The sequence below is a fragment of the Paenibacillus sp. AGC31 genome, from assembly GCF_057334655.1.
Genome location: NZ_JBHFJH010000045.1, coordinates 238,809 through 261,918 on the forward strand (window position 1 = coordinate 238,809; position 23,110 = coordinate 261,918).

General features: G+C 44.6%; 13 protein-coding genes. All 13 read left to right on the plus strand.

Annotation, left to right across the window (positions count from 1 at the left end; all coding sequences use genetic code 11):
* Positions 1–11: 11 nt before the first annotated feature.
* The 13 genes from ACE04G_RS27130 (at position 12) to ACE04G_RS27190 (ending at position 23,053) form a co-directional block, all read left to right on the plus strand.
* Positions 12–353 (plus strand): YxeA family protein, encoded by a 342-nt coding sequence (locus ACE04G_RS27130; RefSeq protein WP_339303888.1) that lies wholly within the window; start codon positions 12–14, stop codon positions 351–353.
* A 259-nt stretch (positions 354–612) separates the two neighbouring features.
* Complete coding sequence (locus ACE04G_RS27135; RefSeq protein ID WP_221821251.1) at positions 613–2,910, plus strand: copper amine oxidase N-terminal domain-containing protein; 2,298 nt, start codon at positions 613–615, stop codon at positions 2,908–2,910.
* A 116-nt stretch (positions 2,911–3,026) separates the two neighbouring features.
* On the plus strand, positions 3,027–5,312 hold the full coding sequence (locus tag ACE04G_RS27140) for a preprotein translocase subunit SecA (RefSeq protein ID WP_339303891.1): 2,286 nt from the start codon (positions 3,027–3,029) through the stop codon (positions 5,310–5,312).
* A gap of 276 nt (positions 5,313–5,588) precedes the next feature.
* A complete protein-coding gene (locus ACE04G_RS27145; protein ID WP_036671347.1) occupies positions 5,589–6,536 on the plus strand; it encodes an ABC transporter permease in 948 nt (315 codons plus the stop codon).
* A gap of 13 nt (positions 6,537–6,549) precedes the next feature.
* Positions 6,550–7,419: a carbohydrate ABC transporter permease gene (locus ACE04G_RS27150; RefSeq protein WP_449004808.1), complete on the plus strand. Its 870-nt coding sequence runs from the start codon at positions 6,550–6,552 to the stop codon at positions 7,417–7,419.
* A 65-nt stretch (positions 7,420–7,484) separates the two neighbouring features.
* Complete coding sequence (locus ACE04G_RS27155; protein ID WP_221821257.1) at positions 7,485–9,071, plus strand: extracellular solute-binding protein; 1,587 nt, start codon at positions 7,485–7,487, stop codon at positions 9,069–9,071.
* A gap of 93 nt (positions 9,072–9,164) precedes the next feature.
* Positions 9,165–10,904, plus strand: coding sequence for a sensor histidine kinase (locus tag ACE04G_RS27160; RefSeq protein WP_449004809.1), 1,740 nt, complete (start codon positions 9,165–9,167; stop codon positions 10,902–10,904).
* A complete protein-coding gene (locus ACE04G_RS27165) occupies positions 10,904–12,514 on the plus strand; it encodes a response regulator transcription factor (protein ID WP_449004810.1) in 1,611 nt (536 codons plus the stop codon). Before ACE04G_RS27160 ends, ACE04G_RS27165 begins: the two co-directional genes overlap by 1 nt.
* 96 nt (positions 12,515–12,610) lie before the next feature.
* Positions 12,611–14,842, plus strand: coding sequence for an FAD-dependent oxidoreductase (locus ACE04G_RS27170; RefSeq protein ID WP_449004811.1), 2,232 nt, complete (start codon positions 12,611–12,613; stop codon positions 14,840–14,842).
* Positions 14,843–14,859: 17 nt separating this feature from the next.
* Complete coding sequence (locus ACE04G_RS27175) at positions 14,860–16,068, plus strand: SGNH/GDSL hydrolase family protein (RefSeq protein ID WP_449004812.1); 1,209 nt, start codon at positions 14,860–14,862, stop codon at positions 16,066–16,068.
* A gap of 231 nt (positions 16,069–16,299) precedes the next feature.
* Positions 16,300–21,363, plus strand: coding sequence for a golvesin C-terminal-like domain-containing protein (locus ACE04G_RS27180; RefSeq protein ID WP_486095197.1), 5,064 nt, complete (start codon positions 16,300–16,302; stop codon positions 21,361–21,363).
* A 338-nt stretch (positions 21,364–21,701) separates the two neighbouring features.
* Complete coding sequence (locus ACE04G_RS27185; RefSeq protein ID WP_221821269.1) at positions 21,702–22,589, plus strand: cation diffusion facilitator family transporter; 888 nt, start codon at positions 21,702–21,704, stop codon at positions 22,587–22,589.
* A gap of 143 nt (positions 22,590–22,732) precedes the next feature.
* On the plus strand, positions 22,733–23,053 hold the full coding sequence (locus ACE04G_RS27190; RefSeq protein WP_373865008.1) for a transposase: 321 nt from the start codon (positions 22,733–22,735) through the stop codon (positions 23,051–23,053).
* Positions 23,054–23,110: the final 57 nt, after the last annotated feature.

Sequence of the window (23,110 nt, forward strand, 5' to 3'; positions counted from 1 at the left end):
GAGGTGCATGTATGAAGAAAAAATTTATTTTTATATTAATTGTAGTAGTAGTTTGCTCAGGTCTATATGTAACATTCAAACGTGAGTTTGATCAATTCAACCCATTGTATAAGGAGCAATATGTTTATGCTTTAATTAATAAACCAGCCGAGAAGGAAGATAAAAATGAATGGATCCGGTACAGATATAATCTGACCGGTTACACAGCACAAGGGGAGGAAACAAAGGTCACTTTCTCGTCAAGTAAAGAATTGGAACAGGACACATATGTGAAAGTACTTGCCAAGGGAGCCTATACGAAACAATGGACATTAATACAAAAGGAAGAGATGCCAAGTAATTTCTTTCATTGAAAATGGGATTGAATTGGGGGAGTACGACCAGCATCATCTCATAGAAGAAGAGTTACCATTTGGGTTTTGTTAGAATATTTGTATTCGAAGTCGCCTCTTTGGCGACTTTTTACTGTACGTAACTTTTGTTTATATCATTCGAAATTGCTGCACCATCCATAATTTACAATTCAATTAGAAACTTTTTCCTAAATCTAGCGTCTAATACTTTTTGAGGGGTTATACATTACTAGAGAGTAGAAGGAGCCAAAGACAACACATGAATATGAAGAAGAAATTATCCATTTTTACCGCTTTAGCCGTTTTTCAAGCATTTGCAGTCGGTTCTGTGAATGCGCAATCAGCACCGCAAGGTGACTCCGCGTCAGTAAACACGGCCAATGTAGAATCAGTTGAGGTGTTAAAGCAAGAGCAGCCGATTGCAGAGCGTGAAGTGAAGACGGAGAGCAACAACAAATCTACCAATACTCCGCCCACTGAAGCCAAGGACACTCAAACCTCAACCGGCACTGAGGCAACACCTAAAACAGATAGCGAGAAACCTGCATTGGATGTGGGAGAGACCACTGCAAACGAAACGGGTACGAAACCTGTGGCTCAAGAGGAAGCACCTGAGGAGGAAACGCCAGCTACACCTGCTCAAATAGAGCAACCATCCATTGATGGGACGTCTCCTGCAGCAGCAGGTGGAAATCTGACGTTGTACATGAATAGCAACAAAATGGAGCAGGATGGAAAAACGTATCTTGCTGGACAGCCAATGGCTGTAAAAAACGGTGTATCCTATGTTGCAATCCGTGCGCTGGTTGACCGTGTGGGATATGGCGTCAAATATGATAACAAAACCAAGGAAACCATCATTATTAGTGGTGAAGATGAACTCCGATTCAAAACTAACAGCAAGGACTATACGGTAAATGGAGAGACCAGAACGATGAAAGGCCCTGCTTATCAGCAAAAAAGTACATTCATGGTGCCGTTAACTTCCATTACTCAAGCTCTGAACATCACCTATAAAGTGAATCAGTCGGCTAAAACGGTTGTGTTGAATCTTAATACAAAACCTGTTGCAAGCTTTACCATTTCCCAAAAGGAAATTTTTGCGGGTGATCAAGTAGACTACGTGACTTCTTCCAGTTCACCTAATGGAATGGATATCGTTGACGAACGCTGGACTGGTCGCCAGGATTCATTTGATCAAGCAGGTACATATACGATTTCATATCAAGTACAGGATTCCAATGGTCAATGGAGCGATCCCTATTCAACTACGATTGAAGTTTTGGCTCCTAATCTTCCTCCTGTAGCCATGTTCGCCACGGATAAAGAAGAGTATAAAATGGGCGAAAAAATAACATACACAGACCAAAGTACAGATGATGAAAATAATATTGTTAAAGCGGCGTGGGAGAACAATTCACTTGCGTTCTTTGAACCGGGTCCAAAAACGGTGACTCTTACGGTAACTGACAATCACGGTGCTACGAACACGTACTCCAAAGTCATCACCATAACCAATGAGACCTTATATTCATTTACCGATTTTAATTTACTCTTCACGCCGGTAGGACAGAAATTCACCTTTAATGGCGGCGAAGTGACTACGATGGAGAAAGTGCCTTATACGTACATGGATGAGCCAAGTTTGCTGATCCGCAGTAACAGTCCGGAAACTGTGAATACGGAAGGCATTGTATATAAAGAATCATCTTCGGGGCAGACCCGTTTCATGATTCACCACGTGAACAATACAGGCAAAAGAGTAAAAATGTATGTGATTGCAACCAATAACAATCCGAATCCAGCCGTATTTGAACAACAGAATATGGGCTTTGCCGGACCTACACCGTATGCTACCGTAGCTGGGAAATTGTCTATTGATAAATGGTTCAAGTCGATTCAGACTGGAGCGGATCAAAAGAAAGAGTACCTTCAACCTGGGGAAAGCAAACTGATTTTGACAGAACTTAATAAAACGCCGATGAAAGAAGGACAAGTAATCTCTCTCTATTCGGACGCTTATAGTGATTATTCCTTAGACTATAACGTTATCCTGGTGGAAGAAAATAAAGATCCGTTCGAGGCTCTGCCATTGCTACCTGTGCTTGATCGTGACGGAGTGCACAACCGTGGTACGTACCCGAATGCGACTCGCATTATAAAATACGATGAGCACGTGGGAATCAAACCTGCCCGTCTGCCACTTGGTGACAATTCAAGCGATCCCAATCTGGTAGGAACAGATCCAATGGCATACACAGACGCATCCAATGCGGGTAATTTCGGCGTATTGTACAAAATCACGCTGACCAATGTTGCACCGCGTACACTTATCTCCTTTAACCCTCGTGGAGGGAAGTACTCCGGAGTAGCTCTGGTGAACAATCAGTTGGTATCGATTGCCGAAGGTAACGTTGCGGTTGCCAATTCAAGTGAACAAAGCGTGCTTTACCGCACCGGTTCAACTGGAGAGAGCGTAACCATTCTATTCTCTGCCGCACCAGGAAGCAACCTGCCGGTCAATCTGCTCTTTACACCACTCCCATCGGAGAAGTAATGTAGGTTTCTCTTATAACGAATGGTTTGGTGGCACTTTAATCATCGACAAAAAAGACTCCATATGGAGTCTTTTCTTTTCACAACTTATTTCTACTAAGGAGGAATCAAATTCCGATGAATGTAGTCGTCAAGTTGATACGTGAATTCAAAGAGCGAGATAACCGGCGTTTGTTGAAGGATTATCGAGACAAAGTGGAGCTTATCAGGAAACGGAACTTGGAAGTTTGGGATGATCAGCACCTGCAAGCGGAATCTCTTCGGCTGCAAGAAGAAGCAAGATCAGGCAAGCCTTTGGATGATCTGCTTGTTGATGCTTATGCTTTAGTCTGCGAGGCTGCGAAGAGAACACTCGGATTACGCCCTTACGATGTCCAGATTATGGCTGCGATTGCTTTGCACGAAAGATTTTTGATCGAGCAGCATACCGGTGAAGGAAAAACACTCTCTGCTGTTATGCCTGCTTATCTCAACGCATTGACAGGCAAAGGTGTTCATGTGCTTACTTTTAACGACTACCTGGCAAATCGAGATGCAGCGTGGATGGGCCCGATCTTTCGCTTCCTCGGGTTAACGGTAAGCTCGGTTCAAGCGGGCATGAGTCTGTTTGATAAACGGGAAGCTTACGCCAAGGACATAACCTATGTTACGGCTAAAGAAGCAGGGTTTGATTATTTGCGTGACACAATAGCATTCAATGAAGCGGATACCGTACACCGTCCTTTCCATTACGTCATCGTAGACGAAGCAGATTCATTGCTTCTTGATGAAGCACGGGTGCCGTTAGTCATTAGTGGCGATTCGAGTGCTTCCAAGAGTGATGGCGTTCTTTTCGCAGAAGTGGCCCGGCAGCTGCGGCAAGGAGAGCATTACGATTTTGACGAGTTCCAGCGGAACGTTTACTTGAATGAAGCGGGTGCTGCAAAAGCGGAGTTGCTGCTGGGATGCGGCAACTTGTACGATAGCCATAACAGTCATTGGTTAACTTCATTGAATTGTGCGCTGCATGTGGAATCGTTATTAAAAAAAGACGTTGATTACATCGTCCGGGACGGTGGAATCGAGCTAATCGAAGAACACACCGGCCGTGTGGCCGAGAACAGGTATTTGCCGGACGGGTTGCAAGCTGCGCTGATGGCAAAAGAAGGGTTGCAGTGGAAGGCCGGTGGGAGAATTCTCGGTACGATCACGATTCAACATTTCATTAGCCTGTATTCGGGAATTTGCGGAATGACGGCTACGGCGCACGCTTCAGCAATGGAATTTGAGGATATCTATGCGTTACAAGTCGTGCAGATCCCGCCAAACCAGCCAAACATACGGATCGACCACAAACACCGAATTTACACCCATAAAGAAGCCAAATATAAGGCGCTTGTACAAGAAATCTCTTCGGTCCATAGGATGGGACGCCCCATTCTTATTGGTACGTCAAGCGTCGAGGAATCTGATATGCTGGCGAAGGCGCTTGCCGCTGCTGGTGTACCTTGCCAGGTTCTGAATGCCAAAAACGATGCAAAAGAAGCCGAAATCATCGCTAAAGCGGGAGAAATAGGCGCGGTAACGGTATCTACGAATATGGCAGGGCGCGGCGTCGACATTCGTCTCGGCGGTGGTAATCCCGCTCAGGCAGAAGTGGTTGCCAAACTGGGCGGATTATACGTGATAGGTACATATGTGAACGAAAGCATGCGGATTGATGATCAGTTGCGCGGACGTTGCGGACGCCAAGGTGACCCTGGGTCCTCCGTATTTTATATTAGCCTGGAGGACGAGTTGATGCTTCGCTTTGGCATTCATAAACTGTTTCACGCTCCTAGGCAGGACGAGGTTCTTGATGAACCTGCGCTCCGCAGCAAAATCGAGCATATCCAGCGCGTTATTATAGGTCAAAACTTCGATATTCAGCGGGAATTGAACTGTTATTCGGATATGGTGGAGGATCAGAGGCGAATTCTATATGAAGAACGGCTCGGAATTTTGAAAGCTGAGAGACTGATGAGTCCATCGGAGCGGCGAGTACGGCTTTTTTATATCGACGAGTTCTGGGCTGACCATCTCGCATACGTTTCTTACATTCGTGAAAGCATTCATCTCGAGAGCATTACCAGTCGTAACCCAATCGACGAGTTTCATACGCAAATCACCCAAGCATTCGAGCGAATTCCGGCTAAAATAGATCATGAGTCGGCAAATATGCTTAGAAAACTTGGAGGTTCGAATGATCCCGAGAAATGGGAACAGTTCGGTCTGAAGAGTCCTATTTCGACTCGGACCTATATGATCAACGATCAGTACAGCCAAGATAAGCGCAGCTCATGGACCGGAACGACGGTATTTGCTTTTTGGGGCAGTAAGATTTTGAAGCTATTACTGAAGCCAGTATATAGGATGTCAAAATAGTGATGGGAGCGTGACGATCGATGAACAATAATTGTTGAATTCGATTGTGAACTGAGATTTTTTGGGGAGAAGTATAAATACGGCATTTGAAAGTCGCTATTATAGCGGCTTTTTTTTATTTTAGTAGAAAAGTTCTTGTCTCACCTGCTGGGATTAGCTGTTGGAACGAACCCAAGCACACTTCCTTAAAATCTTATAAGAAATTCTTGATATTTCAGAAATTTATCCGATAGGCGGGTGCTATTATACAAATACAAACAAAGACGAGGTGATGAAATGCAAGCAAAATTGGCAGCGGACGCCATTCCCATCTCCAAAAAGCGAAAGACATGGATAAGGACGATACAAAAGCACAAAGTGATGTATGCTCTCTTATTACCAGCTTTAATTTACTTTGCGGTATTCAAATACATTCCTATGGCGGGAATCATGATTGCTTTTAAAAACTACAACCTGGCTTTGGGACTATGGGATAGCCCATGGGTGGGATTCAAAAATTTTACCGATTTTATGAACGGCGTTTATTTCTGGGACATCATGAAAAATACGATTGTTATATCGCTGTATAAGCTATTGTTCGGTTTCTCCGCGCCCATCGTACTTGCTTTACTCCTCAATGAAGTGTATAGCCAATGGTTTAAGAAAATCGTACAGACCATCACTTATTTGCCTCATTTTCTATCATGGGTCATCGTGTATGGAATTATGGTAGCCTTACTAGCCCCTGGCGATGGTCTCTTTAACATGATTTTGAAGGATTTTGGTGTTGAACCCATCTCGTTTCTAACCGAACCTGCCTGGGGCAGAATGTTGATCATCTTATCTGAAGTATGGAAGGATATTGGATGGGGGGCGATTTTGTACCTTGCCGCCTTGGCAGGAATCGATCCAAGCTTGTATGAAGCGGCTCGAATGGATGGTGCATCCAAATGGAGACAGCTCTGGCATATCACGTTACCTGGTATTCGAGGAGTCATTATTCTGATGCTGATTCTTAAATTAAGCCATATCCTGGATGCGGGTTTTGACCAAATATTCATGTTTGCCAACACCTTTAACCAGGAGAAGATCGATATTATCGACACATGGGTATACCGCGAAGGGTTGGAACGTCTTAAGATTGGCTTGGCTACGGCTGTAGGATTGTTTAAAGCTGTCATCGGATTTGCTTTAGTGTTGGCAGCGAATAAGCTCGCCAAAAAATTCGATGGGCAAATCTGGTGAGGTGGTCTTTAGAATGATCCATATGACAATCGGGGAAAAAGTCTGGCAAACCGTCGTTTATGTAGTTCTTATTATATTATCCCTACTGTGCGTGCTGCCCTTTCTATATGTGGTTGCTGTCTCCGTAACACCAGAATCGGAAGTATTAAGAAGAGGGATTGTGATTATACCAGAATCCTTTACCTTTCTGGCCTATAAAGAAGTATTCATCTCGCATGGGATCTGGCAGGCGTATAAAATTACGTTATTTCGAACGATTGTAGGCACTGCGTTAAATGTGTTTTTTACGGTAATCGCGGCCTACCCGTTATCCAAAAAATATTTGCCCGGAAGAAGTCCGTTTTTACTCTTCATTGTGTTTACCATGATGTTCAGTGGGGGATTAATTCCGACTTATTTACTAATCCGCTCTTTGGGATTGTTAAACAGTCCTTGGGTATTGATCATTCCAAATCTCATTAGTGCATTTAATCTGGTGATCATCAAAGGTTTTTTTGAGCAATTACCTGGTGAAATCGAGGAATCAGCGAGGGTAGACGGTGCAAGTGAACTTCAGACGTTATGGCGGATCATTTTACCCCTGTCCTTACCTGTCCTTTCCACCATTTCCTTATTTTACGCAGTCGGGCATTGGAACAGTTATTTTGATGCCATTGTATATATCCATGATTCCAACTACATGCCACTTCAAGTGATTTTGCGCAACATTCTGCTTAACGTTGCAACTCAAAGCGCTGATTCGCTCGCCAATTCCGGGGCTGTCAGTACGTTCGCAGTGCAGATGGCTACAGTTGTTGTAACTACAGTTCCGATATTGATCGTTTATCCATTTTTGCAAAAGCATTTTACCAAAGGTGTACTCCTGGGATCCGTTAAAGGTTAAAAAGTGTTCCAACCTAACTTATTACGGGGAAACCGTGATAATATACAAGCAAAGGAGAGGTCAATATGCAGCGTAAAAAGATTTCATTTGCTATTCTGTCGGCAATCTTAGGACTTGGGACGCTATTGTCAGGATGTGGGGGAAATGAAGAAGTTACATCGACAACTTCGAGTAATTCGCAAGGCCAGTCTGGCCAGTTTGCAACCAAAATGAAAATCTCAATGTTTAACCAAGGCACTTTTAATGCTGCTGCTCCGGTACCTCCACGTGAAGAAGATATTCAACGCCAAATGTTGGAAGAAGAGATGAACATCGACTTGGAGATGATGATTCCTCAGGCTGGTCAAGCAACAACCAAACTGAATACACTCATTGCAGGCGGGGATATTCCAGACTTGATCTTCTTGAAAAGTCGTGCTGATCTCGCGCAATATTACGACCAAGGTGTTCTTGCGGATTTGACACCGTATATGGACCAATTCCCTGAACTACAGAAACGGTTTGGCAACGACTCCTGGGAGGCGATGTCCTATCAAGGAAAAACGATTGGAGTTCCAGGCTATGATAATGTAAACGGTATCAGTCGAAGCTTCTTTATCCGTAACGATTGGCTGAAAAAGTTGAATATGGAGGTACCAACGACACCTGACGAGCTGTTCGAAGTTATGAAAGCCTTTACAGAGAAAGACCCGGACGGGAATGGTAAAAACGATACGTACGGATTCATCGGTGGTATGAATAAAGAAGGTAATCTGCAAACCTACGGCTTTGATAGCTTGATGTGGATGTTTGGCGTCAATCCTCCTTCAGCCGTTGAGATAAAAGATAATGAACCGGTATTTCTGTTTATCGACCCCAAAATGAAAGAGGCGCTTGCTTACATTAATAAAATGATGGCAGCCAAGGTGGTTGACCCGGACTGGGTGACGATGAATTCGCCTGATCTGTTGGACCAAAAGATGTTTAAGGGTAGAGTTGGCTTCATGATCAGAGATGCTCGTAGACTAGAGCCGGATTATCAACAGAAAATGAAAGAAATTAGTGGCGAGGTGCCGGAATGGATCGTTATCCCTCCGATGAAAGGTCCTTACGGGGATCAAATTGTAGAGAGAAAATCGTTCCAGGGCAACTCATGGGCCATATCCGCAAAAGCGGACGAGGATAAAATCATTCGGATCTTGTCCATGCTAAATTATCTTTTTACGGATGAAGAAGCCTATCCGAACTTTGCATACGGTATCAAAGGGATTCATTGGGATGTCGTAGACGGCAAGATCAAAAATAAAACCTCCGAGTTATCGAAGGAAATGAAAGAGAAGTATCTGTGGGTCGATCATTATAGAATGCCACGCCGTGGTGATGATGCGGAGTACTTCAGTTTCCAGAATCCGAAGACGGCGGAAGCTTTCAAGGACAATCAGCAATATGTGGGGCCAACGCTGCCCGGAAATTTATTGACCCCAGACCCTAGCGATACCTTGGATGCTGACCGCACACGTTTCATTAATGAAAGCTTAGTTAAATTTATGACGGGCAAAGAGCCTCTTTCCAACTGGGACAATTTCCTACAGACGCTGGATACCAAGTTTGACATGCAGAAATATAAAGAAACCGCAATCCAGCAATTTAAAGAAGCCGGCCTTATCAAGTAAAAATAAACGAAGAGAGAGTGGCTATTCGTAGCCCCTCTCTTTATTAGCATATGCTATTCTTAGTTTAAAACGGAACTAAAAGGAAGATGATCGATGCGAAGAAGAATCAGCTTGCCTTTAAAATTATTTTTTATCGTGTTTGCCTTTGTATTGGGGTGCATCATCTTGATAAGCCAATTGTCTTATCGCTATGTGCAAAAGGAAATAAGAACCAATGACATTTTTTACACCAATCAAATACTAGACAAGGTAGACCAGTATTTCACTGTTAATTTCTCCTCCTTCCAGACGATTCTCTTCTCAGTTGAAACATCAGTGAAAGCCAACATTAACAATACCGAAGTGATTAAAAAGCAATTAAGGGAGCTGTATGAACTCAACAGTATCTATGTCAGTAATATTTATTTGATCAAAAGCGATTTATCCATTCTGGGTGGAAGTACACCTACTCGAATATTTGATGAACCTTTATCTGAAAGAGCACCTTTATTTGATGCGGCTGACAAGAATAGAAGGACTACCTTTGTTAGTGAACCTTACAAATCGAAGTATTCCGGCTGGACCGTTACGATGGTTCGATATCTGAATGGTACTCCGTTTCCTATGGCCATTGCGGTTGATTTGGATCTAAATGCCATTGAAGAAACCTTGTTCAAGATTAATAAACAGGAACAAATGAATCTGGCTCTGATCACTGCGTCAGGTAAGATCATTGCCGGATTTTCTGAAAATAAAGGACCTATGAATATTCAAGATCATTCTTTTTCAATCGGGGAGACGTCAGCGGAAGAAATTCTGGATACGACAGAAACAAACCTTCAACTGTTTACCAACGACGGTATTCCGGTCTCCCTTTTGAAAAAACCAACGGAGAAATTCAACTGGACCATCATCTCGATCAACGATGAATCACGCTTAAAAGCAGCGTTGTCCAGATTGGAAACCTATTACCTCGAGCTTCTCGCTGCAGGTCTTCTTTTAAGTTTGTTCATTTCTTTTTTGGTTGCAAAATATATAAGAAAACCACTCTATACGCTCAAAACAAAAATGAAGCAGGTGGAACAAGGCATCCTCACAACGACTATAACAATTAATCGAAACGATGAGTTTGGCGATCTTTCACGGGCATTCGATCGTATGCTTCAGCAGATTGTTGAACTTATTCGCCGAGCCGAGCATCATAATGAACTTGAGCGGAAGTTGGAAATCCAGGTGTTACAGTCTCAAATCAATCCACATTTTCTGTATAACACGCTTGGTTCAATCAGCAATGTGATACGTCTCGGACAAATAGAGAAAGTAGATGTGGTGATCGGGTCGCTCATTTCTTTATTGGAGTACGGGGTAGACGATGCTTCTGAGAAGGTTTCCCTACGCCAGGAATTACGCAATGTAGCGGACTATATCGAGATCCAGAACATCCGGTATAACCGAAACTTCCACTTGGTTGAAGATATCGAAGCAGGACTGATGGATTTTCCAGTTTTTCGAATGCTGCTGCAGCCCCTTGTGGAGAATAGTATCTTCCATGGTTACAACGGAGGGGGAATTGAGGGGCCAATTACGATTCATGCGTACAGGGAGGACAGTATCGTTATCATCGAAGTTGTTGATCAAGGCGAGGGAATTCCAGCTGATAAAATAAAGCATATTTTAATCTCAGAACCGAGTGAAGAGGAAGTAAAAAGAAAAAGAATTGGGCTGAATAATATTCATGGTCGAATAAGACTTCACTACGGAGATCAATTCGGACTGCAAATCAATAGCATACCTAAGGAAATAACCCGTATACGCGCTGTATTCCCGGCAGAATTGCCAAAAGGAGATGCATAATGGGGAGAGACTATACCTGCTTCATTGTTGACGATGAAGACCTGATCATTCAACGATTGGAATTGTTTTTTAATGAACTCTCTCATAGGGATAGACGATTTGTTCTAGTGGGCAAAGCGAATAATGGGCTGAATGGGATCGAGGAGATCATAAAACTTAAACCGGATATTGTCATATCCGATATTGTAATGCCGCGAATGGACGGAATCTCCATGATTGAGCAGCTCAAGCCGGAGCTCCCCCATACCCAGTACATACTGCTGACCGCCTATTCATCCTTCGAATACGCTCAGCGAGCGATTCAAGCCAACGTATTGGAGTACATTGTAAAGGTTCCGCTAAGGGAAGCGGATCTGAATCGAGCGTTGGATAAGGCAGCCGGAATTTTAAATGAGTTTGAGAAAAAAGAGGCGGAATTTCACTCGTTAAACGTATCCGTGCTTGAAAATAAATACAGAGTCCGCAAGCAATTTTTTAACGAATTGATCCGAGGGGAGATTCCTTCTCATCGGGCATCGGATTTTGCCAATCGCATGCAGTTTCATTTCTTTCAATCCAACTATTGCTGCTTCATCGTTGAAATGAATACGTATGAAAGTTTCCGAAACGAATACGCGGCCGCAGATCAAAACATCTTGAAGTATGCGATAACAAATATCATCGAAGAAACAGTGATGAATGGTAGTAGTGGGGTAGCTGCGGATCTGTCGGATAATCGTTTTATTGGCTTTTTATCCTGGGAAAATAACCGCAGTGATATGGAAACGGAATATGCTTGCCTATCCTTGGGAGGGCAGATCATCTCTCATTTGCATCAATATTTGAATAAAAGAGTATCTGTCGCTTTTGGAAGTCCACACCGAGGCTGGGAATCGATCAAACAGGCGTACACGGAAGCAAAAAATGTGAGTGAGGATTTCTATTATCATACTGAGAAAGTCGTAAAAACACCGATGCATCGGTTCCAATACCATAATGACAAAAAAGCAGACTTTCAGCAGAAACTTGCTGATTTTCTTATACGCCTAAAGAGGAAGATTTCCAAGGAAGAGCTTGATAATGCACTTGCCGATCTGTCGCAATTTGTTACGGACCATAAAATCCACAAGTCCATCATGGTGCCAATGATTAGAGACTTGTACAGAGACATTACCGTGAAATTTAAATCGGGGAATAAGATAGCCACGGAAGTTCCAGACTTCCCCATGGAATTTATGGCTTTTCAGGAGCAGCTCGCCTATATTGGCGACTTCACATTTGAATACGTGCATGCGGGCCAACTGTTACATCGTGCAGAAATTATGAGTGCAATGCATTATATAGAGACAAACTTGAAACAACGCTTAACGCTGGAAGCAATTGCGGAGGAAGTGAATCTAGCGCCATCATATTTTAGCAGCTTATTCAAAAAAACAATGAACGAAGGCGTGATCAGCTACATCAATCGTAAAAAAATCAACCTCGCTCTCGAGCTGTTAAATGTGAAGGATTATTCTTTATTGGAATTGTGCGAGGAAGTAGGTATCGTCAATGAAGGGTACTTTTGCAAACTTTTTAAAGAATATACGGGGGATACACCTAAGCAATATCGGATAAAAATGACACGGTAGGAATCCAAATAAGGATGCAAAAAATGTATGATTTTTTCGCGAAATCCTGTAAAAAAAAAGGGGCTAAAACCATTACCATGATAGGAGCATCTAATCATGGAGGTTATCAAAATGGAACTTATGAAAGCAGATGTAACCGTCATAGGCGGAGGAATTGCCGGGATATGTGCTGCCATTGCTGCCGCACGCCAAGGGCTGCAGGTTTCACTTATCAATGATCGTCCGGTTCTGGGTGGAAATGCGAGCAGCGAGGTCAGAGTTCATATCAATGGGTCTGCATATCTCGGAAACAGTCCATCCTATTATGCTCGCGAGGGCGGGTTGGTGGAAGAACTCAAACTGAAGATCTTTCATTACAACCCGTTATACAACAAAAAACTTATGCTTTCACTTTCGGATACGGTCTTGCTCGACATGGTGTATGATGAGCCCAACATTTCTCTGTTTCTGAATACATGTGTACATGAAACGGGCATGGAGAACGGCAGAATCAAATGGGTGGAGGGCCTTCAACTAGCTTCCGAAAGAAAATTTCGTTTTGAAAGCTCAACCTACATCGATTGCTCCGGGGATGGAATTGTTGGATACCAAGCAGGTGCTCACTTCCGATGGGGAAGAGAGGCGAAGCATGAATACCAGGAGGAGCTCGCTCCAGAAGTGGCAGATCATTACACGATGGGTGATACGATTCTGTTTCAAGCCCGTGACGTAAACTATTCCGTTCCTTACACAAAGCCTGGCTTTGCGTATGATATTACGAAGCTGGAGTTTTTTGATAGTATCAGAAAAGGATTAAACCATCGGTCTTTTCCAAGGAAAATCAACGGGCTTGGCGGATTGTGGTGGCTGGAATACGGCGGACATATGGATATTATCAAGAATAATGAAGACATCGCATTGGAACTGCGGAAATTGGTGTACGGGATATGGGATTATATCAAAAATAGCGGTGAGTTTGATGATGTAGACAACCTCATCCTGGATTATGTATGCCCGATTCCGGGAAAGCGGGAGTCGAGACGGTTTATAGGGGAACACATGCTGTCTCAGAACGATCTTACAGCAAAGCCTCATTTCGAAGATGCGGTATCCGTCGGAGGCTGGTATATGGATCTGCATGCAAATAAAGGCATCTACGATGAGGGACCGGCCACAGCATGGAATTTTGTGCCGGGATTGTATAATATCCCTTTCCGCAGCTTGTTTTCACGTAATATTCCTAATCTTATGTTCGCTGGCCGCAATATAAGTGCTACCCATGTGGCTTTTGGATCTACAAGGGTGATGGCAACCTGCGGTTGTATGGGGCAGGCGGTAGGAACGGCTGCTGCGTTATGCGTAAAATACGATACAGACCCCGCGAACATAGTCAAAGCCCATATGGATGAGCTTCAGGCGCAGCTGCTTCGCGACGGGCAAACGATTGTAGGCCTTCAAGAGCCGTTGGATCCATATTTCGCTGACGGATTAACGATTCGTGCCTCGTCTCAGCGAAGTTATGAACAACTTCATCCAACCGAAGAGATCTCCTTGGAAAAAGCGTTATGTTTGGTCTTGCCGATCCAGACATCCGTAGCAGAAAGCGTGCAGATCAAAATTAAAAATAGTTCCGGGTATTCGGAAACGTTGCAAGTGAAGCTTTTTGGCGGGGATCGGAAGGAAAACTATATTCCCACCAGCGAGCTGAAAGGTTACAATTTGGTGATTTCAGCGGGGCATGATGACTGGATTACACTGGACCTCAGCTGCAAGAAGCCAGCAGACGACAAAATCTACATCGTAATGAAAGGTACGGCAGGCCTTACTGTACACAGCAATGAAGAGAGAATGACTGGAGCGGTTAGCTTCCTTTATAGACCGGAAGAGCCATCCAGGCTAAAGAAGCTTAATCAGAGCATTTGCTTCAAGGATCTGGTTCCATCCCAGGATATATATAATCCTGCGAATGTCGTCAACGGCTTCTCCAGACCTTATGGTCTGCCGAACAGCTGGATTTCGGAACGTACAGAAGGACAGGAATGGTTGGAATTTGGTTTTGCAAGCCCCAAGAATCTGGATGAAATCCATCTTGTTTTCAATTCGCAGCTTAATTTGGAGCATTTCGACGATCCAATCGAACCACTGATCCAGGATTATGATGTGACCCTAACGTTAGAGGACGGAACCGAGAGTGCAATTAAAGTCCGCGGGAATTATCTTTCGTTGAACAAACATCAGGTGCATGCACAAGGTGTAACCCAAATCCGGTTTGATTTTTTTGCTACGCATGGTTCGCCTTATTATGAAGTGTTTGCTGTAAAACTTTTTGCTCCTAAAAACGCTAGGTGAGGGCGGGTGAAGTCACGATGAAGGAATTTTTCCCTCGAAGAGGGCTGCCTAATGTCGTTCAAAAGTTGGAAAATGGAGAAACAGTAACCATTGTCTATTTTGGCGGCAGTAATACACGTTCGAAAGGATACAGGGTCATGACGGCGGATTGGCTGCGAGGGCAATATCCCCATGCCGATATCCACGCTGTGAACGCAGGCATTGATGGGACAGGATCGGACCTCGGCTGCGCCCGTTTAGAGACAGATGTGCTTCGTCATCAGCCTGATCTCGTATTTGTTGAATTTGTTGGTAACGATGGCGGAGTTCCCGAATCCAAGGCGCGGATCGAAGGCATTGTCCGACAGATTCGCAAGCAGAGCAGGTTTACCGATATCCTGTTTGTATATACGATCAAGGAGCGGGATATGGATTTATTTCAATCTGGCGAATACCAGAAGGGCGCTCTTATGCAGGAGGAAGTCGCCGATTATTACGGTATTCCTTCGATTCATCTGGGCGTAGCGATCAGTCGATTGGTTTCGGATAGAAAGCTTATTTTTACTTCAAGGGCAGACGTGTCCATCCCCGGAGCCGTTATTTTCACGCATGATTCGATCCATCCAACGATTCCCGAAGGACATCAGATCTACACAGATACCATCACCCGGTCGTTTGAGAAAATGAGTGCACTTCGAGATCACGTGGGAAAGGTCGAACATCACTTGCCGCAGGACATTTTGGTCCCGGCCAATCCTTGGGAGTATGCAACCATGCTGCCACTGGATCGTCTTAGTCATTTTTCGGCAGGATGGTCTTACATGACTCCCGATAATTTTCCTTTAGTACGCGAGTACGATTGGTTGTTCCCTGGTCTGTGGCGAGCAGTTGATCCCGGAGAGACGGTCACTGTGGAGTTTGAGGGAACACACATCGGCTTATTTGATATCGGGGGGCCAGATTCTGGCAGATTGAAGGTGTCGGTGGATGGAGGGGAACCCTTCCTTATTGATCGATTCACGCCCTACAACGATCATAATCGAAATCAATATGTTTTCTTGCCGGAGCTCCCCAATGGGAAACATACAGTTCGCTTCGAGATCGATCATGAGAAAACTGACAAAGCGGCCGTGTTTGAGGCTAGCAGCAATGAACGAAGTATGGAACATGTTCGACAGCATCCAGCTTGGTATGATCAAACGGTCATTCAGCTTGGAAAGTTGTTATTGGTGCAGCCGCCATTATAATTGATTGGATCACTCTGAACACTTGGAAGACCTATATTCTATCTGACTGCAACTGAGCAATCAATTAGGATGTAGGTTTCTTTTTTTACTTAAAATCGTATAAGAAATTCTTAAAATGAAAGAAATTTCACCGTAATCTAACATGCTAAGATAATAACGACAGAGCGGGATTAGGCAGAATGCAACTCATTTTTGGAAGCGTTATCATTTTAAGGAGAGGCTGTGAATTGTATGGTCAAAAGGAAGCTGTTTTTCTTCATCGTTTTCATGTTGACGATCGTAGTTCCTTTCAGCCTGATCGGAATAAGGGCCGCTTACGCGGAGACCTTACCTTATCAGACCATTATCATCGATGACGGGAGTATTAAGATTAATGATGTTGTGACACCTGATGCGGGTAACGAGAACAATGGATATTCGGCTCCAAATTGGACCACAAGCACAGGAGTGAAGGGGGATGATCTTTCCAGCACCAAATATACAAGTACAGCAGGCAGAACGATAACATGGAATCCACGCTTGGAAGCAGGAACGGCGAAAATATCTTTCTATAAGCTGGATTGGGCGGATAAGGCTGATAGCAATGTGAAAATCGAAATTGTTCATAATGGAACGACGGATGTAGTCTTTATGGATCTGAGACCCTCATCTGGCGCACCAACGGGATGGGTTGATTTGGGAGAGTACTATTTTTCCGGTGTTGGTGAAGAATTTGTTCAATTGACCCGATCTACCGGCACCACAAACACGATCCTTACACGTGCGGATGCGGTCAAGTTCGAAGGGAATATAAGGCAGAAAGAGCCACATAAGACAATCATCATTGATGATGGGAGCCTCACAATTGATCATGTCGTCACTGTTGATTCAGGCAACGTCAGTAACGGGTTCTCCGCTCCTTATTGGACGACAAGTGCAGGAGTGAAGGGATACAATAATTCCAGTTCCAAATTTACAGACGCTGTAGGTAGAAGCATTACCTGGAATCCACGCTTGGAAGCAGGGACGGCGAGAATATCTTTCTATAAGCTGGATTGGGCGGATAAAGCAGATAGTAATGTGAAAATTGAGATTGTTCATAACGGGATTACAGATGTTAAGTTTATGGATCTTAGACCTTCGTCAGGTCCATCGGTTGGATGGGTGGATCTGGGGGAGTATGAGTTTAGTGGTGATGATAGCGAATTTGTCAGGCTGACTCGAACGCAGCCTTCTACGGGTACAATTATTACGCGGGCTGATGCAGTCAAGTTCGAGGGGAATATCCGTCAACAGGCACCACCGTTGCCCCCGCTGCGGAGCCGCACATTAACGAATCTCAGTTACACAGAGAAAGGCAGCATCGAAAATGCAAACTACAAGGCAACCTTCTATGATGCAGTATGGGACGAAGGTAAATCCATCGTTCGTGACATGTTCTACAAAAACACGGAGACAGGGAACTGGGTTCCAATCAATAATGAATCGGAAAGACTTGAGGAACAATGGGTTTTATTGGACGGGAATGCGGGGAGCCGAACCAATTACTATGATACGATGAACAAACGCTGGATTACATTCGACGGGGTCCATTTTCCCGACAGCCAGACGGCGGTATTAACCGATTCTACGCACGGCAGTGATTACGATTTTGAAGTGAACTGGTCCATGGCAGGGGATAAACCAGATGTTTCTTTTGCCTTTACACCTCGTCGCGACGGCAATTATGTGATTGGATATCAGTCCTTCACAACAGAGGCAGTCTCGGGTATCAATGAAGTGTTAAATGGATTCAGGTCACATGCCAAAATGGTAGGTACGGTGGAATCAACAAGTTTAAGAGAGCTGAGCGCTCCGATGAGCCTGGTTGAGAAAAATGATGGTGCGGGAAATCTAATGACGTATGGTATATTTGTACCTTCGGCAGAGCTTCCGGTTGAATTTGAACCGACGGGAGGCGTGACGAAACAACGGCTTGGCATGAGCCTGGTCAACAACGAAGGCAGTGTGCAGCCCATCCTTTACGCTCCTCAATTAGGGACTTATTCGCAAATGACCGCAGAAAGCACCTATCAATTTCATATGGGGCTAATCGCTCAAAAAAGCAATCTGTATGAGTCCTACGCGGATATACTTCGCAATGAGTACGATTATTCGGCATACCGGGAAAATGTGTCAGATCAGTCGCTTACTGACGCGATGTTTAATATGATTGATCTCCTTAAAATTGAGCCGCAAGGGGATGACTCTGTTAATTATGTCCCATCACCCAGCGGGTGGTGGAGCCGTGCCAAGGGTTTTATAGATATCGAAAACGAAGATAGCGTCCGAACAAGCTCAAATGCGGTTCTTTTGGGAGCTTATTATTTAACTGGGGATGACCAGTTATACGATACGAGAGCACTGCCGTCCGTCCAGTATGGCGTATCGCGAAATGGTATTGGTTGGTCGCCAACGCAGAAGAAAGTATACGGTGTGCCTTCCTTATGGAAAATGGCTACTCTGCCGTTTGATGTTTCAAGCGTAGCCGCTGTCAATCAGATGATGAGCACTTCGGCAGGAATTGGGGCGCTGGCACAGGAAGAGTACCTCGTACGTGATCCTGACCAGAAAGACCGTGGGCCTGTCATTCAGCCTCTGATGATGTATCGGATGACGGGAGATGCGCAGTATTTGCAAGCTGCGAAGGATGCAGCCGATAGTTATATCACGCAACATATCGATACGCCTGCATCTGTCGATGTGAGTAAAAATGAGTTCATTTATTATTATAGCAAGCTGTGGATGGAGATCTTGGAGCTATATGAGGAAACGCAGGATCCCAAATACTTGGATGCCGCCTATAAGGAAGCCAAACGGTATGCAACGATGTTTGTTGCTCGTCCAGTTCCTGAAGGTAACGTTACGATTCCTCAGCCGGAGACATATAATTACGCGGAGTCGTTCCATTGGCCGGAAAGTGGGAAATTTCAATATCCTAGGCTCAAGCTTCCAGAAGATATTGCCGGAGGCGTTCAAGCGGAGCGTTGGCTTGTTTCACCGAGCGGACTGACGTTTGAAGCAGGAAGTACCACCGGCTATTATCGGATGAATGCTCAGGAAGCTCCGTTCATGCTGAGATTGTCGCTTTATACAGGGGATGAACTGCTGCAGGATATTGCTCATAATGCGGTTATTGGACGATATTCCAGTTATCCAGGTTATTATTATAAAGGCTTCGCCGTTAGCCAACTTGAACCGGACTTTCCTCTGGAAGGCCCAAGCGGGGCTACATCCATCTATTATCACCATATCCCGGGGCAGCTCGGGCAAACGATGGATTATTTGATCAGCGAACAATCATTGAAATCGAACGGCAGTATTACGTTTCCTTCCGTATTTGAAACGAATTTTTTATGGTTCAAATATCACCTCTATGGGAATAAACCAGGTCAATTTTATGGTAACTCCGACGTTTGGCTATGGATGCCCAAGGGGATTATTAAGACCAATCATCCTCAATTAAACTGGATAACCGGTGAGAGCGGGGATAAATTCTACATCGGGTTAAGCAACGCATCTTCAGATGAAGTTCAGACTCCAATTGAATTAAATGAACAAATTATTGGGTTCAACCCGGCACAGGATTACACCGTAACGATCATCCGCGACAATGGTACACCAGAACAAGCAGTTATGAGTGGTGGAATCATTCAAGCCACGGTTTCAGGCAAGGGCATCACCGCGATCATTGTAGAGGGACTTGATATTGATGTACCGCTGCATCAGGTCAGAACGGCAGATACATCGGATGCAAGTTATTACTTTGATACACACAGTCCAATTGATGCGGTTAAAGGCATGCTGATCGTTAAGCCCGACGAAACGGCCTACGATGCTTATGTGCAGGCCAAAACAACGAAACCAGCGACAATCCATTATTCTTTGGATGGCGGGGCAACGTACACGACCATCCCAGATACGATCTATCCGATGGAATGGTCGATACGAGTGAATGATTTATCCCAAACCTTCACGTATTACGTGGAATCGGAGGGGAAACAGACCCGTAAACGGACACTCTATCTGCCGAATCAGGTATCGGAAACTCCAGTCCAACCCGATGGGCAGAATAGCTCAACCATCATCGTGGATAATACGGAGGCGGAGACAGAAGGCGTCTGGATAAGGGATACGACGGCTAACAATTATTATTATGATAACTATGTGTATGCCAAATCTACGACCGGCACAGCGGCAAGCAAAATGAGATGGCGGCCTGAGCTGCCGGAAAGTGTCACTTACAGTGTGTATTATAAGATTCCGCAAATCACGGCTGCGAGTGAAAATTGGGCAACAAATGCCTCATTTACCGTTTACCATAGCGGCGGCTCTGAGACGGTGACAGTTGATGAGACAACAGCGAATGGTACTTGGGTGCACCTAGGGGATTATCCTTTTGCTGCAGGCGATAGCGGGTACGTGGAATTAACCAATAAGGCCAACAAGTCCAGAGTTGTTGCCGATGCAATTATGTGGGTGGACCCAAACAGGATACCGCAATTGGAGTCTGCTGTGATCCTATCCGATCGGAACGAGCTGCAGATGACTCAAACCGCACAACTGAGCGTAACCGGTTATTTGGATAACGGTTTGATCGGTGATCTAACACAGGCCGATGTGCAGTATTTCGTTGATCGTACGGATCTGGCCGAAGTGAATAGCAGTGGGGTGTTGACCCTTCTCGATCTCGATGGGGACACGGATCACATTGAGGTATGGGCTACGGTCACGATTGACGGTGTGACCTTAACCACACCGCCTTTGAACATCACGATCAGGGACCTAACGGTTATCGTGGACAGTACAGATACAACTGGGTTATACACGACAGAAGGGTCGTGGAGCCAAAGCAATTTAGCCGGATACAAAATTGGGGTTAAATCCCGCTATTCAACAGTTCAAGGTTCATCAGCAACGTGGAAAGGCCAGTTCCCAGAGGGGAAATATACGGTCTCGATCTACAAGCTCGTCCATACGACGGGAAACGATAATAATGTCAAAGTGGAAGTGAAACATAAAGCGGGTACCGAGGTCACCTATATCGATGCAACGGTCGGCTCATCAGGTTGGGTTAATCTAGGGACGTTCGACTTTACGGGTGACGGCAGCGAGTATGTCCGGTTAACCAGGGTTACGCCTACAACGGTAGACCCGCCAACACTTCCTGCGGATATGATCTATACGAGGGTTGACGCTGTTATGTTCGAACGACATTCCGAGGATTCGGAGCCGCTTGCCAATGAGGTGCCAGTTAAACCGACACTTTCTGAATAATGGCAGTGAATTATGAATGGAAGTGGAACAACGGTAAGTGACGTTATACAAATGATTGTAAAATAACGCTAAGAGCCGAGTGGATCAAAACGATCCATTCGGCTCTTTATGTCTAGGTGCAAGAAAGTGTGTTTACAAGGAAATGCAGTCGGCCGCCTTCCTCTTACCACCCATAAATCACTTAAGTTTGCCAAATCCAACTTTTTTGGATTCCCGTAAAAAAATTGCCGCTTTCAGATTATGTTTCGTCACACTCAAAACGTTTCTCTAGACCCACACAAATCATCAATGATACCATCATAAACGTGCTAGAATTGAAGATTGCAGGAGGATATCATGTGGATCAACTTAAATACGATAATCTAAAGCTGGGGGAGCGCGGAGCTATCATCAGCATTATCGCCTACATATGTTTGACCGTATTAAAACTGATTGTTGGCAATATGGCCGGATCAGAAGCGCTCAAGGCGGATGGATTAAACAATGCCACCGATATTGTGGCCTCAATAGCTGTACTGATCGGTTTGAAGCTTGCCCAACGCCCAGCCGACACAGATCATACATATGGTCACTGGAGAGCAGAGACCGTTGCGTCACTTGTTGCTTCTTTCATTATGATGGCAGTAGGTTTACAAGTACTGTTTCAAGCCATTGGTTCTGTGTTTCAGGGTAAACATGAATCTCCGGATATCATCGCTGGGTACACAGGCATTTTCTGCGCAGTTATCATGTATCTGGTCTATCGCTATAACAAGAGACTTGCTACTCGTATTAAAAGTCAGGCAGTCATGGCTGCAGCTCGAGATAATATCTCCGATGCCTGGGTGAGCACCGGTACGGTCATTGGGATCGTGGGTTCCCAGTTCGGCCTCCCATGGCTGGACCCTGTAACGGCTGTCATCGTAGGTTTTCTGATCTGCAAGACCGCTTGGGACATTTTCAAGGAAGCCACACATCATCTCACGGACGGTTTTGATGTTGAACTGATTCAGGAATACAAAAAAACGATTGCCGGAATTGACAGCGTAGAGACGGTTAAAGACGTGAGAGCTCGGAACTATGGCAATAACGTTGTAGTAGACGTTGTCATAACAGTTGATGCAGAGCTGGATCTTCAACAAGCACACGATATCTGTACAGATGTGGAGAATGAGTTGATGGAGGAGCATGACGTATACACCGTTCACGTTCATGTGGAACCTGATATGTTGGAAGAGTGCATTTAAACTCAGGATTATAAAAGAGAGACTCGGCAAAGCAAAAAAACCAGTGAGCTTTACTCATTTGGTATTATCCCCTTTAAGTAGACACTTGAAAAAGCCTTCATGTTATCATGAGGGTTCAAGTGACACTTGGAGGGGATATTTTTATGGCAAAAAAAGGACAAACATTTCAGACGTATACCGAAGAATTTAAATTGAATGCGGTTAGATCCTATGTCGAAGGGTCTTCAAGTTATAAAGTGGTAGCTGAACGCGAAGGAATTCGAAACTGTTCACAACTGAAGGTGTGGGTGAAAAAGTGGAAAAACGGGGAAGCGTTCGATGAGCGAAAAAACAATGTTCCGAATCCAATGAAAGGACGTCCCCGTACTGCCTTTAGCAGTGTAGAAGAAGAACGTGACTACCTTCAAGCACAGGTGGATTATTTAAAAAAGCGGTATCCAAATCTAGTAAAGGAGAAGCGCTGAGCCAACGGGAGAACTACGATATCATAGACGAATTGCGCTGCTCGCATAGCATTACAC